A 14,521-nucleotide genomic window follows, 5' to 3' on the forward strand; every position below is an offset into this window, starting at 1 on the left:
TCACAATAATTTTTTTGCAGTTGTAAATAGTCACACATAAAACAGAGTAGATTTCTCCACTCTGTTTTTATATTTCAATTCATTTTTCTACCAAGGAAAGCCCCTTCTTCTTCTTCTGCGATCTTCAGCACCTAGTACATCATCATCTCGGTCATATCTTCTATCTCTTCTATCTTCTACACCTGCAACATCATTATCAAAACGACGACGACGCCTTTTATCATCTGCTTCAACGATAATCACTTCATCTGCATTAATGATTACACGATCTGCATTAATCACTAGCCTTTTTCTATTTTCTGACATTTATCCCACCTCCATTCTCTTTTACTACATGTTATGAAACGAACATAAAAACGAGTGGACGAGTATATTGGGACAACTCACTAATTTTTTAGTCTTCAAAAAAGGTTACATAATCAATTCTAGGTCAGGAAAAAATAAACAGATACGGTGGGAATGTGGGATGAAAAGAAAATGAAAAAGTTACTGGCAATTTTACTAGCAGCACTTCTTGCTACTTCTGTGGTGGCATGTGATGATGCTCCTGGTGAAGATGAAATCGGTGATGGTGAAATCAACGATGAGGAATAAGCAAAAGACACACGGTTTATCCGTGTGTCGTATTTGTTCTTGCTTTGATATAAAAATGAAACAACATAATAGCGAGTGTAACGAGAAAGGCCAATCCACCAAAAATATTACGATAAATGAGGTCTACAGCCAAGCCATCTTGAAGAGTAATCAAGATCCCCGTTAATGTTACACCAAAGGCTCCTCCGAAAAATTGAATCAGCTGGGTCATCCCCATCCCTATCCCAATCTCTTCAGTTGGGAGAATCCTTGAAACTTCATTAGCTACACTTGATGTAAGGGCTGAGAAACCGGTGCTCATAAACATATAAGTTAGTAAGATAAAATATGGTGACTTCGTTGACAACAATGTAAATAAAACCGTTGCAATAAATAAGAATAGTTGCCCAAAAAGAATAAGCGGACCATTGCCAAACCGATCAATTAACCTCCCAATAAACTGTGCAGCCACAGCAGACAAAATAGCTCCAGGGAAAATCATCATCCCTACTTCCGCAGGATCTTTTCCAAAAACATCTGTTAATATGATCGGCATAAGAAAGAGGGTAGAAAAATGGGTGACAAACGCGACAAATCCGATAAAAAGCAATTTAAGATATTGCTTCTCTTTTAGCAATTTTGGCTGGATAAACGGCATCTTTACTTTGTTAATATGCCTCCACATCAGCCAAAGAATAATCATGCTTGAAAATAAGATGATATAAGAAAAGGTTGAGAGAAATAACAACACACCAGTTACACCTGCTGCTGTTAAGCATCCACCTAACGTATCAAATTTCACCTTCTTAATCTCTTCTTTCGGCAACAGTCTTTGTAAAAGTGGAATAAATAAAACAACTAATCCTGTTACTACAAACAAGTAATTCCATCCTAAATATTGAGTAATAGCTCCCCCAATAACAGGTCCCAGTCCAAATCCAAGTGAAGAGGCTGATGCAATGAGGGCCATGGCTTTTCCTCTTCTACTTATTGGAATATATCTTCCTGCTAGCACCATCGCAAGACCTGGTACAGCTCCTGCTCCCGCCGCTTGAAGAACCCTAGTAGTTAATAAAAGTGGAAATGAGTTGGCAAAAAAGCCGATAACTGAAGCAACTCCTAATATGGATAGTCCGATAAGAAGCAATCTCGAAATTGGAATATAATCAGAAAGACGACTAAATGTTAAAGTAGCAATGGCAAAAACAATTGAATATCCCGATACAATCCAAGATGCTGTTGAAGAGGTAAGAGATAAATCTGTTAACACACTTGGTAAAGCCACATTAAACATCGTTGTATTCATGACAACAAGCCAAACAATAAAACTCCAAATGAAGACAATTTTGTTTTCCTGTATGGATTCTGCCCCTGTACTTTTAGGAGCAGCAATGGAAACCGAAGACATTTGATACCACCTGTTTCTTTCAATTTATTAAACAATGATCTTATCATAATACGTTTTTTCTTCCTATAAAAGAAAAGTGCTTCGATTATCGAAAAATGTACTTTATGAAGAATTGTCCCAAATAAGCAAAAAAGGATGAACATAGTATAGGTTCACCCTTACAAAACAGTTACATTATGTCACCTGTTGTTTTTGATATTGATTTTTAAGGTATTCAGCTGCTTCATATATGGCTTTTCTTCCATCCTCTAACGGAAGGGTCATACACATAAAACCATGGATCATTCCTGGATAACAAGCATACGTTGTTTGAACTCCTGCTTGTGAAAGCTTCCTGGAATATGCTTCTCCTCCATCACATAACGGATCATACTCAGCCGTAACAATATATGCCGGTGGAAGCTTAGCAGTATCGTTTTCAGGGATGAGCATAGGCGCTGCTAATGGACTTTGAGTATCAGATATGCTCGAAAGATATTGTTCCCTAAACCAGTTCATCGTAGATTTTGTTAAGTAATATCCTTCTCCATATTTTTCATAAGATTCTGTTGGTTCAAAACCTGTTGAAGGATAAAATAATAGCTGATGACCAATATTCAAATCTTTCCTTTGAACTGCTAAATAACAAGTAACTGCAGCCAAATTTCCACCAGCACTGTCACCACCTACTGCAATGAACTTTTGATCAATACCTAGATCGTCAGCATGATCATACACCCATTTCGTTGCAAGATACGCATCTTCCACAGGGACTGGAAACTTGTATTCAGGAGCCAAGCCGTATTCTACAGATATCACTTTACATTGAGCATGGTTAGCTAATAGTCGGCATAATGAATCATGTGTTTCAATATTGCCAATTACCCAGCCACCTCCGTGAAAATAGACTAGAGCAGGTAGTGAAGTTTTTTCACTAGGGCTGTATATTCTGATCAATATTTCATGTTCATATCCTGGTATCTCTCTGTCTTCAACATGATGAATTTCTTCTGTAATATTTAAGGAAGAACTAGACTCAACATAAAGAGCCCTTGCTTCTTGCAGATTTTGCTGCTCAACTGAAGGTACATTTCGTTTTTCAAAATGTTGTAAAAGTGCAATAACTTGCGGATGTAATGTCATGATGATACCTCTTTATTTTTATATTTTGCAAATTTAACAATTCCTTTAATAACATCCACTCCATTTTGATTAACTGCGTTTACTTGGAATGTAGAGTATTTTTCATTCTCTTCTGTTAATCTTGCTTTTAATGAAATGATGTCACCAAGAAAAACCATTCCCCTAAAGCGAATCTGATACTCCTGAATAAAACCTTCTTCATGATATGGGGTAAATAACTTTGCCAAATTCCCCATCGTCCACATTCCATGAGCGATGATAGCTGGTAAGCCAGCTTTTTTAGCTTCATCATCAATTGTGTGAATTGGGTTGTAATCTCCTGAAGCACCAGCATACTTTATAAGGTCTAATCTTGAAACAGGAGGTAATGTAACAATTGGCAAAATATCACCTATCTGACATTTTAATAAACTGCTCATATACTCATCACCTTCCTTACAGCTTCATTAATAATGACAACCTGCTCAGCAGTGAAAATGAGCTCTTCGTTAAGATCTTCACCATACTGTTTTAACACTAAGAATCCCATATTCCCGAGTTTTCCCTGCTTCTCATAGTAATCTTTTACTTCTTGATAGCAGATAATCTCTTCACCCACAAGCAACGGTCTTTTGTAATGATATTTTTGCTCACCATGAATTAATCCCTTAGCTGGTAAATCAAGCTCATCTATCACACCATAATCAAAAATCCTTGGAAATGTAGGTGGAGCAATATTTTTCTTATATCTAGATGTTTTAGCAAACTCTTCATCTACAAAAATAGGGTGAAGATCACCAATCGATTCGGCGAACTTTTTTACGGCACCTCGTTCAACAACATTTTTGACACCTGGAGATCTTTTTCCAATTGCTTCATTAATCATATTGTTGCCTCCTTTTTTGCATGATTTCCCACTTCATTTACGTCACAAATAAAGTTTAATTTTTTGGACCACCTGCAACATAAATAACCTGACCGTTTATAAAGGATGACTTTTCGTCAGCAAAAAAAGCTACTGCATTTGCGATATCACTTGGTTTCCCACTGCGACCAACAGGAATCTTTGAGACACTCGCCTGGATTAGATCTTCAAAAGAAATGCCAAGACGCCTAGCCGTTTCTTTAGTCATATCTGTTTCAATAAAACCTGGTGCTACTGAATTAGCAGTAATCCCGTATTTTCCTAGTTCAATCGCTAATGTTTTTGTAAAGCCTTGTAAACCTGCTTTAGCCGTTGCATAATTGGCTTGACCTCTGTTACCTAAGGCGGATGTTGAAGAAATATTGATGATTCTTCCATATCGGTTTTCAACCATATATTTTTGTACAGCTCGAGCCGCATTGAACGAGCCTTTTAAATGAACATCCATAACGAGCTGCCAATCATCGTCGGTCATTTTAAAAAGTAGATTGTCACGAATTACACCCGCGTTGTTAACAAGGATATCAAGTGACCCAGAATTGTTATATGTTTCCTCCATTGCTGCCTCCAGTTGATCTGCTTCTACCACACTAGCAACCTTTGAAAACACGTTATACCCTTTTTCACGTAATTCCTTAGTTGTTTCGTGGACTGCCTCTTCATTCACATCAATAAGAGCAACTTTAGCTCCCTCACTTGCAAAAAGTTCAACAATTCCTTTCCCAATCCCTCGACTTCCACCCGTTACAAAAGCTACTTTTCCATCAAATCTTCCTGACATAAACATCCTCCTTATTAGTTCGTCTGTATTTCAATCTTATCATGTTACCCTTTTATATAAATTGTCCTACCTTCACATGGCCTTTTAATAGATTACGAGAAATGATTAAGCGTTGAATTTCATCTGTTCCATCATAAATTCTCCACAATCTTGCTTCACGATACCAACGTTCAATTGGCAGCTCTCTTGTATAACCCATTCCTCCATGAATCTGCAGTACCCGATCAACTACTCGATTTCCCATGTTTGCTCCATAAAGCTTTGCCATAGATGCTAAATGGCGATTATCTTCACCTTGATCAAGTGTGAAAGCAGCGTTTAAGACGAGCCATTTCGCTGCATCAATTTCTACAGCAGAGTCAGCAATCTGCCATTGAATTGCTTGTCTTTCAGATATCGGTTTTCCAAATGTTTCACGCTCTTTTGAATAATCTAAAGCCATTTGTAGGAGTCTTTCAGCGGCACCTACAGCTCTGGCTCCTACAATCCACCTTGCAAAACCAATCCATTCAAGGCCTAAGTTATATCCGCCATCCACTTCTCCTAGAATATTTTCTTCTGGAACTCGGACGTTTTCAAAAACAAGGCCGGCTGGTCCCCACTCACCCATCGTGTGAATGTATTCTGATTTCCAGCCCATATCTCGGTCAACGATAAAGCATGTTACACCATCACGACCTGTGGCCTGATGCTTTTCTTTATCTGTGATCGCAATAACCATTACAAAATCAGCTTCATTGCCACCAGTAATGAATGTTTTTTCCCCATTTAATATCCATTCATTTCCGTCCTTAACAGCTGTCATTTTAATATTTCTTGTATCTGAACCAGCTCCAGGCTCTGTCATCGCGAAACAAGATTTTTTATCACCATTAATTGTTGGCAATAAATACTTATTTTTTTGCTCTTCATTGCCGTAATAAAGAATATTGTCTGCCGACCCACCAAATTGAAACGGGACAAATGTTTTCGAAACCTCCATCATTACAATTGCTAACATCATTTGACCTAAGTCAGCTCCACCGTATTCTTCTGGAGTATTAATCCCCCAGAAACCAGCTTCTTTTGCTTTTAGTTGCAATTCCTTTAATTTTCCCGGTGGCAAACTCGGCTTTCCTTCACGTTCGTTTCGTAATACTTCATTCTCGAGGGGCATTAATTCTTTTTCCACAAATTTTCTAATTGTTTTTTGAACCATTTTTTGCTCTTCTGTTAAACGTAAATGCATCCCTTTCACCTCATTAACAAATATTTTTTTATAGTAATTCAAGCATTACAGCCATTCCCTGGCCTCCACCTACACATAAAGTTGCCATCCCATATTGCTCTTGTCTTCTTTTCATCTCATATAAAAGCGTAATCATGATTTTACAGCCAGTTGCCCCAAGCGGGTGACCAAGAGCAATTGCTCCACCATTTACATTTACTTTGTCTGTATCTAGTCTAGCCTCTCGAATAACCGCTAATGCTTGTGCAGCAAATGCTTCATTTAATTCAATTAGGCCGACTTCAGGAAGGGTCAGATTGGTTCGTGCAAGTAGCTTTTGTATCGCGGGTACAGGACCAATTCCCATCTCTTTAGGAGAAACACCAGCAGTCGCCCAATCTACTATTCTAGCTAATGGTTTTAAACCTAATTCTTTTGCTTTACTTCCTTTCATCATAACCATCGCGGCAGCACCGTCATTTCTGCCACAGGAGTTACCGGCTGTAACTGAGCCATGTTCTTTGAAAACTGCCTTTAACTTAGCTAAACCTTCTAAACTAGTATTAGGTCGAGGATGTTCATCTTTAGTCACTTGAAAAATATTTTTTCTTTCTTTTATTTCCACAGGTGTTATTTCTTCTTTAAAGCTTCCTCTTTCAGTTGCTTTTGCCGCTTTTTGTTGACTGTTATAAGCAAATTCATCTTGATCTTCACGTGAAACACTGTATCTTTCTGCGACATTTTCAGCTGTCATGCCCATCCCTAGATCTTTTCCATATAATTCAATTGGCTGCTGACCATTTTCAAGATTAGAATCTACTAAGGTAGGAGCACCTTCTCCAAATCTGGAATTTCTTAAATAAATTGGTGCTCGACTTAAGCATTCCGTTCCACCAGCAACAACAATTTCTGCCTGCCCAAACGAAATTTGTTGAACAGCTGAGGTTACAGCTTGCATACCTGAAGCGCAAAGTCTATTAACCGTAAAAGCAGGTGTTTTCTCAGGAATTCCTGCTCTTAATGCCGCTACTCTAGCAACATTTGAGGATTCTGTTGTTTGCCTGACTTCTCCTAGAATTACTTCATCAATTAATTCTGAAGAAAGGTTGATCCTCCTTATGGCTTCCTCGATTACAATTGCACCTAAATATCCTGAGTTTACATTTTTTAATGATCCACCGAATCGACCAACCGGTGTGCGGATAGCGCTTACAATTACAATATCATCAATCATTCTTTGCCTCCTTTCTTATCTTATTGCAGGAATCTAGCAATATTCTTTTCTTAATTGTCCAGCAATAATATTTTTCTGAATCTCGGATGTTCCTTCATAGATTCTTGTAATTCTTGCATCTCGATAATATCTTTCAACTGGAAAATCTCTTATATAACCTAAACCACCGTGAATTTGGACAGCTTTATCTGCAACGCGATGATAAACTTCAGAGCCGTAAAGTTTTAGCATGGCCGCTTCTTTAATCACCTTTTCATTTTGATCAACCATCCATGCAACTCTGTACGTAAATGATCTAAGTGCTTCAATCTCCATTGCCATCTCGGCTAACATATGGGCAACTGCTTGGTGCTCAATGATAGGTACAGAAAATTGCTCTCTCTCCTCGGCATGGATCATGCACATATCCAAAAGCTTTTGGGAAGATCCTAAGTTTCTAGCTGCTAGACCCGCTCTGCCATTTGCTAGAATTTTAAGGGCATTAACATAGCCTTGACCAACTTCGCCTAACACGTTTTCTTCGGGAACCTCACAATCTTCAAAAATCAGTTCTGCTGATTGTGAACCATGAAGTCCCATTTTTCGTTCAATTGCTCCGATCTTAAAGCCTGGAGAATTTCTTTCAACAAGAAAAGACGTTATCCCCTTAGCACCTTTTTCCGGATCAGTTACAGCCATAACCGTAAAAACATCGGCTACAGTTGCATTTGTTATATAATGTTTCGTCCCATTTAAAATATATTTATTTCCCTTCTTAATTGCAGTTGTTCTCAAGTTTGTAGCATGTGAACCAGCTTGAGGTTCTGTTAAAGCAAAAGCTCCAATTTTGTCTCCTCTAGCCATATCAGGTAAAAATCTTTTCTTTTGTTGGTCATTGCCCATTTCAACAATGCCTACAGTTCCGATACCTGTATGAGCCCCGATCAATGTTGTATAACCATTATGTGTTTTTCCGATTTCTTCATAAAGCGCACATTTTCCAACCATTCCGATCCCAAGTCCACCGTATTGCTCTGGAATACTAAGGCTAAACAATCCGAGTTCCTTTGACTTTTCGATGATTTCTTTAGGAATCTCGTCATCATCTTCAATTTGCATGGCATGTGGCTCTACTTCATTTTTAATAAAATCTCTTATATTATTCCTTAAATAAAGAATTTCTTCATCAAACTGAAAATTCATTTCTACACTCCTTTCATCCTGAAGTCTTTATTTTCTTTCTAATGACAAGGCAATGCCTTGGCCTCCTCCAATGCATGCAGTAACTAAGCCTTTTTTTGCATCTCGGCGTTTCATCTCATAAACAAGCTTTGTGATTAACATTCCTCCTGTTGCGGCAATTGGATGTCCATGTGCAATCGCGCCACCATTTACGTTTACTTTATCCATGTTAAAGGAGAGTTCACGGTCACATGCTAACACCTGTGCAGCAAAGGCTTCATTAATTTCAATTAAATCATACTCATCTAAATCTTCTTCTCTTTGAGATAAAAGCTTTTGAACAGCTGGGACCGGGCCAATACCCATGATGTTCGGATCCACTCCTGCGATTGACCAGCCTGTGATCCAGGCTAAAGGTTGTAGTCCTCTTTTCTTTGCTTCATCTTCAGACATCACTACAAGCGCTGAAGCCCCATCATTCACACCAGAAGAGTTACCAGCTGTAACACTCCCTCCTTGCCTAAAGGCCGGTGATAGCTTTGCGAGCTGCTCCATTGTTACATTTGGTCTTGGGTGTTCATCTGTTGTAAAAAGAATCTCACCTTTTTTTGTTCTAATTGGAATTGAAACAATTTGTTCATTGAAATAATCATTTTCCATCGCCGCAGCCATGCGTTGTTGACTTCGTAGTGAAAATTCATCTTGCTCTTCTCTTGTAATGCTGTATTTTTCTACTAAATTTTCAGCTGTAATGCCCATTGGCGGGTCACCGATATGGTTAGGTGAAAGGTTTCGAGAAACAAATTTGGGTGGCATGCGATCAAATGGTTTATCTTGTGGTGCTAATAAATATGGTGTTCGTGACATGCTCTCGGTTCCGCCTGAAATGATTATTTTTGCTTGACCTGCTATGATTGCTTCTGCTGCTAAGGCAACGCTATTAATGCCTGAGCCACATTGTCTATCAATTGTTAATCCAGGTACCGAAAAAGGTAGTCCTGCTTCTAGTAACGTAAGTCGGGCGATATTGCCTCCACCGGATAAGCAGTTTCCTAAAATGACATCATCAACTTCTGCTCCCTCTAAATTGATCCGTTTTAATGCTTCTTTTATAGTAATCGCCCCATAAATGTAAGGATCTAATGCTGATAGGGCTCCACCTTTTTTTGCAATTGGTGTTCGGACAGCAGAAACAATTACTGCTTGTGTCATACTAACATCTCCTCTATGTTTCATTTATCCTTTATGTAGCAAGTTTCATGCCAATAATCTTATGACTATCTATAAGAACTTGAGAAATAAGCAATTCATTTTTGGATTATTTTTCAGTGATGTTAATTCATTTTTGTAAGCTATCTTTCATTATTGCATTAAAAATTCTCTTGCTTGCTCTGAAAATGAACCTCTGTCAACAAGGGATCCTGACTTTTCACCTGTTTCCTAAGAAAAATCGGGTGGTGCCAGGCACCACCCTCTAACACCTTTTACTGAACTGATTTATCAACGATTTTCCCACCTTCTACAACACCCATTCGAAGCTCTGTTGTTAAGCCGCCGTTTTCTTCTATTTCAGTAATTTCATAGATTCGTTTATCAGCAGGGAGATTATTTAATCCAGCTTCTACTTGTGCCATAATTGCATCTGGATCATCAACAGACCCTGCAGCTTTCATCGCCTCTACAAACAGGTACATAGCCATGTAATGATAACCAGCCTCTGAGCCCGGATTTTTACCTTTTGCTGCTGCATAGTCTTCAATGAATTTCTCATTGCTATCATTTTTAGAGTTAATAAGTGGTAATACCCCAACAGATCCTTCTATTAAGTCTGGACCACCCAACACAGCTTCAATTTCATCCAGTTTTGCTTGGTCCATTATGAGGAATCCTCCTTTAAAACCAAGTTCTCTAGCTTGTTTAATAACAAGGGCAGTCGGCTCTGATGGACCCCCAACGAATAAAACATCTGGCTTTTCTTTCAATGCATTCGTAACGATTGTGAAAAAGTCTGTATCTTTACTAAAGTCAATGGATCCTTTATAAACCACTTCTCCACCCAAATCCTTCCAACCTGGTTCAAGTAATGCAGCCCAGTCTTTTCCATATTGACTAGCAGTTGGAAGCATGGCAATCTTTTTACCGAATCGTTCCATTTGATATTTTGAAAACGGCTCAATATATGAGCTATACTTTGGAGGAATACGTAATGTTAGCGGATTTCCTTGTTCTGTTATCTTCGGTTCACTTGAATAAGCTCCAATTATAAATTTTTCCTGAAGATTAAAAACTTGTGTAGCAAAAATACCACCACTATGTGGAACAAAAATGATTGGTGTTTTGTCTTCTTGAACTAACCGTTTTGCATTTGCCCCTGTTTCATTCGGTAAGTATTTATCATCTAAAGAAACTAGGTTTAAAGAATAGTTTTTACCGTCCACTTCAAATCCACCATTGTTGTTAATTTCATCTACAGCCATAGATAAGCCACTTAATGTGTTCTCACCATAATAGGCAGCAGGACCACTTAAAGGGCCACTATACCCAATATTAACAACTTCACCTGCGGGTTTCTCTTCTGTATTTGATGTTGTTTCTTCTGTGTTCCCTTCACTTTGGTTTGCTGGTTCTGTTGATGTGTTCCCACTACATGCTGCAAGCATAAAAATTAGTACAAAAGCAAAGAAATAAACAAGCTTTTTCATCCTTTTTCCCCCTTAAATCTTTTTTCAAAGAAATAAACCTGTAAAAAGAAGTAGACACCTCCTTTCAATTAAGGCTCAAGACCTAAGCACCTATATACGCTTTCCTCACTTCGTCATTTTCAAATAAGTCCTTGCTGCTACCTTCTAGTACAATTTTTCCTGTTTCAATTACATAGCCTCGATCGGCAATTTTTAGTGCAGCATTTGCATTTTGTTCAGCTAAAAGAACTGTTGTTCCATTTTTGTTTATTTGTTGGATAACACTAAACACTTGTTCTACAATTAAAGGAGCGAGACCAATAGATGGCTCATCAAGTAAAATAACCTTAGGAGATGCCATAAGGGCTCTCCCAATGGCGAGCATTTGTTGCTGTCCACCACTTAGCGATCCAGCTGGGTCATCTTTTTTGTCGTTTAAAATAGGAAAAAGCTCAAAAACTTCATGAAGTGATTTTTTTCGTTTTCCTTTATCTCTTCGATGAACAAAGCCACCTAAAATGAGATTTTCATAAACAGTCATTTGCGGAAATAGCTTTCTCCCTTCTGCACATTGAACAATTCCAAGTGACACAAGTCGATCTGCCGATAGTCCACTTATACTTTGGTTGTTAAATTCAATGCTGCCTGAAGACGGTTTACTTAAACCGCTAATCGTTCGAAAGATTGTGCTTTTCCCAGCACCATTGGCACCCAATAAAACAACAAATTCTCCTTGTTTCACACTAAGATTGATATGTTCTAATGCCTGATATCCACCATAAGAAACAGAAACATCAGTAAGCTTGAGCAACAGCTTCACCTCCTAAGTAAGCTTCAATTACAGCTGGATTTTTTTTGATCTCTTCTGGAGTTCCTTCGGCAATTTTTTGTCCATAATTTAAAACCATAATCTTATCTGCTAGATTCATAATCATTTGCATTTTGTGTTCAATGAGACAAACTGATATTCCTTTTGAAACCATCTTCTTAATCAACTCTGCTAAACCGTCTGTTTCTTCAGGATTTACACCTGCAGCTGGTTCGTCTAAAAACACAATTACCGGATCTGTTGCTAGAGCTAATGCAAATGCTGTGCGCTTCATTTCTTCTTGCGAAATCTCTGACACATGCTTATTGGCAAGGTTTGTTAACCCAACAAACTCTAATACTTCATGTGCTTTTTCTAATGATTCCTTTTCTTCTCTTTTCATCCGAGATGTTCGAAAAATCGCATCAAATAACCCTGATGAGGTTCGTAATCTATGTCCAATTAGTACATTATCCAATACCGTTGATTGCTCGAATAAATTTGTGGTTTGAAATGTTCTAGCAATACCAAGCTTTGCAATTTGATGTGCCTTTAATGATGTGATATCTGTGCTATCAAACATTACCGAGCCTGACGAGGGTTGATGAAAGCCACTAATTAAGTTAAAAAATGTAGATTTCCCTGCACCATTAGGACCAATAATTGCCGTTACCTTTCCTTTTTCAATCTCAAAGTCTACTGAATTAACGGCAGTCAGCCCACCAAATGTTTTCGTCAGTCCCTTTACTTGGATAAGCATTATTTCTCCTCCTTTACAACAACAGATTGCAGATTTTGAGAAAGATCTTTCTGAGACTTTTTAGTTCTCTGCTTGATTAGCCATGTTTGCACTCCTCCGACAATCCCCCTTGGATAAAAAATAATCAAGAGAACAAGAATCGGACCAAAAATGAGCATTCGATAGTCTTGTAAAAATTGTAGATATTGAGAAATCCAGACAACAAGAAGAGTTCCAACAAGCGGTCCGGAGAGTGTGCCAATACCTCCAACTAATAAATACATCAACATATCAAAAGTAACGTTTATATAAGAAATATCAGGTCCAATAAATCGAACAAATGACGCATACAAACCGCCTGCTAACCCCGCAAAGAATGTGGACAAAACAAATGAAACTAGTTTTTGTTTCATTGTCTCGATCCCAATCGTTTGAGCTAACTCTTCACTATTTCTAATGGCCATATATGTTCTGCCGATAAGAGAATTAATAATCCTCGTAAAAATAAAAATAGTTAAAACGAGAAAAAATAATAAAAGATAGTATTGGGATATAGGTGTTTGAAAGGTTATCGGTCCAATTGGTGCCGGTGGTGGGATCCCAATTAAACCACGGACTCCTTCTGTTAGTGCCTCCCATTTGTAAATAACAAGATAAATGATGTACCCAACACAAAGTGTATAGATGGCAAAAAAATGTTCTTTCGTTCGGAGGGCGATTATGCCTATTAAAAAGCCGATAATGGTCGTAATGATAATTCCAAGCAGTAGAGTCAACCAAAAATTAAGCCCAACTTTTACTGTTAGTATTCCTACCGAATAGGCACCGATGGCGAAAAAACCAGCATGTGCTAATGAAAGCTGACCAGTAAACCCGCCAATCAAATTTAATCCATAAACTCCAATCGTCCATATAAAAGCAGTTGAAAATATGTGTAATAAGTATGGGTTATCTGTTAACAAAGGCATCAAAATAGCCACTACGATTAACAAAATGGTGGTATTTCTTTTATTTAAGAAACTCATCATGAACGAGCCCCCTTTACAAACAAGCCTTTCGGTTTAATAGTCAGAATTGCCACTAATAATAAAAATGCAATTAAATCTTTATAATCATTTGAAATAAATGTCGCACTGAGACTTTCGGAAAATCCTAAGATATAACCACCAATAATTGCTCCGGGAATACTACCCATTCCACCAATAATGATGATGACAAATGCTTTTAAAATAACAAGATGACCCATACCAGGAAAAACTAGATTAATAGGTGATGCTATTGAAGAAGCGAATGCTGCTAGAGCCCCCGAAATAAAAAACGTAATCATGGCCACTTTGTTTGCATTAATACCTACTAAAAATGCGCCCTCTCGGTTTTGCGACATTGCAATGATCGCTGAACCTGTTATCGTTTTTTTCAAAAATAAATGCAAAAGAATCATGGCAAGAATAGCTGTACCGATTATAAGAAGTCTTTGTGCAGTAACAGTTAGGCCAAGAAAATCTACAACAATATCATAAGGAGATAACATTCTGCGATATTCAGCACCCCATACTAACTGAACTAAAGCTTCTAAAAATAAGAGAACACCAATTGCTGCGATTTTGTCATGTATTGGCGGAGCATTCCGCAATGGATGGAAAACTAACCGTTCCATAACAACGCCTAATAATCCAACGACAATAATGGAAATAAATATTGCAAGCCAATAGTGTAAACCCATGCTCTCCATAAATAAAAGGGTGATATAACCACCAACCATATATAAAGCTCCATGCGCAAAATTTGGAATATGCAAAATCCCATACACTAAAGTCAGGCCAAGTGCAACTAAACTATAAACGCTTCCAATTGTGAGTGCATTAAATAATTGCTGCAATAAAATATCCATGTGTTCCCTCCT

Annotated in this window: 15 protein-coding genes; all 15 read right to left on the reverse strand. The window is 38.0% G+C overall.

What is annotated here, in order from left to right; translation table 11 throughout:
- Positions 1 to 87: 87 nt before the first annotated feature.
- Entirely contained in the window at positions 88 to 306 is a 219-nt protein-coding gene (locus tag LPC09_RS14570) for a hypothetical protein (protein ID WP_098794789.1), read from the reverse strand.
- Between the two features lie 304 nt (positions 307 to 610).
- Positions 611 to 1,981 carry an MFS transporter gene (locus LPC09_RS14575; protein ID WP_098794788.1) on the reverse strand — a complete coding sequence of 457 codons (1,371 nt, stop codon included), beginning with the start codon at positions 1,979 to 1,981 and terminating at the stop codon, positions 611 to 613.
- Positions 1,982 to 2,155: 174 nt separating this feature from the next.
- Positions 2,156 to 3,103, reverse strand: a complete 948-nt coding sequence (locus LPC09_RS14580; protein ID WP_231307656.1) for an alpha/beta hydrolase — start codon at positions 3,101 to 3,103, stop codon at positions 2,156 to 2,158.
- The gene (locus LPC09_RS14585) at positions 3,100 to 3,522 is read right to left on the reverse strand and encodes a MaoC/PaaZ C-terminal domain-containing protein (RefSeq protein WP_098794786.1); all 423 of its coding nucleotides are present in this window, start codon (positions 3,520 to 3,522) and stop codon (positions 3,100 to 3,102) included. The genes LPC09_RS14580 and LPC09_RS14585 overlap by 4 nt, the downstream gene beginning before the upstream one ends.
- Positions 3,519 to 3,968 carry a MaoC family dehydratase N-terminal domain-containing protein gene (locus LPC09_RS14590; RefSeq protein ID WP_098794785.1) on the reverse strand — a complete coding sequence of 150 codons (450 nt, stop codon included), beginning with the start codon at positions 3,966 to 3,968 and terminating at the stop codon, positions 3,519 to 3,521. The genes LPC09_RS14585 and LPC09_RS14590 overlap by 4 nt, the downstream gene beginning before the upstream one ends.
- 55 nt (positions 3,969 to 4,023) lie before the next feature.
- The gene (gene fabG / locus LPC09_RS14595) at positions 4,024 to 4,788 is read right to left on the reverse strand and encodes a 3-oxoacyl-ACP reductase FabG (protein ID WP_098794784.1); all 765 of its coding nucleotides are present in this window, start codon (positions 4,786 to 4,788) and stop codon (positions 4,024 to 4,026) included.
- 52 nt (positions 4,789 to 4,840) lie between these two features.
- Positions 4,841 to 6,016 (reverse strand): acyl-CoA dehydrogenase family protein, encoded by a 1,176-nt coding sequence (locus LPC09_RS14600; RefSeq protein WP_098794826.1) that lies wholly within the window; start codon positions 6,014 to 6,016, stop codon positions 4,841 to 4,843.
- 28 nt (positions 6,017 to 6,044) lie between these two features.
- Positions 6,045 to 7,229, reverse strand: a complete 1,185-nt coding sequence (locus LPC09_RS14605) for a thiolase family protein (RefSeq protein ID WP_098794783.1) — start codon at positions 7,227 to 7,229, stop codon at positions 6,045 to 6,047.
- Between the two features lie 33 nt (positions 7,230 to 7,262).
- Positions 7,263 to 8,411, reverse strand: a complete 1,149-nt coding sequence (locus tag LPC09_RS14610; RefSeq protein WP_098794782.1) for an acyl-CoA dehydrogenase family protein — start codon at positions 8,409 to 8,411, stop codon at positions 7,263 to 7,265.
- Positions 8,412 to 8,438: 27 nt separating this feature from the next.
- Positions 8,439 to 9,602 (reverse strand): thiolase family protein, encoded by a 1,164-nt coding sequence (locus tag LPC09_RS14615; RefSeq protein WP_098794781.1) that lies wholly within the window; start codon positions 9,600 to 9,602, stop codon positions 8,439 to 8,441.
- 272 nt (positions 9,603 to 9,874) lie between these two features.
- Entirely contained in the window at positions 9,875 to 11,092 is a 1,218-nt protein-coding gene (locus LPC09_RS14620) for an ABC transporter substrate-binding protein (protein WP_098794780.1), read from the reverse strand.
- Positions 11,093 to 11,174: 82 nt separating this feature from the next.
- Positions 11,175 to 11,882, reverse strand: a complete 708-nt coding sequence (locus tag LPC09_RS14625; protein WP_098794779.1) for an ABC transporter ATP-binding protein — start codon at positions 11,880 to 11,882, stop codon at positions 11,175 to 11,177.
- Positions 11,866 to 12,639, reverse strand: coding sequence for an ABC transporter ATP-binding protein (locus LPC09_RS14630; RefSeq protein ID WP_098794778.1), 774 nt, complete (start codon positions 12,637 to 12,639; stop codon positions 11,866 to 11,868). The genes LPC09_RS14625 and LPC09_RS14630 overlap by 17 nt, the downstream gene beginning before the upstream one ends.
- Positions 12,639 to 13,646: a branched-chain amino acid ABC transporter permease gene (locus tag LPC09_RS14635; RefSeq protein WP_098794777.1), complete on the reverse strand. Its 1,008-nt coding sequence runs from the start codon at positions 13,644 to 13,646 to the stop codon at positions 12,639 to 12,641. Before LPC09_RS14635 ends, LPC09_RS14630 begins: the two co-directional genes overlap by 1 nt.
- Positions 13,643 to 14,509, reverse strand: a complete 867-nt coding sequence (locus LPC09_RS14640; protein ID WP_098794776.1) for a branched-chain amino acid ABC transporter permease — start codon at positions 14,507 to 14,509, stop codon at positions 13,643 to 13,645. Before LPC09_RS14640 ends, LPC09_RS14635 begins: the two co-directional genes overlap by 4 nt.
- Positions 14,510 to 14,521 lie beyond the last annotated feature (12 nt).

The sequence above is a fragment of the Metabacillus sp. B2-18 genome, assembly GCF_021117275.1.
Lineage (GTDB): Bacteria > Bacillota > Bacilli > Bacillales > Bacillaceae > Metabacillus.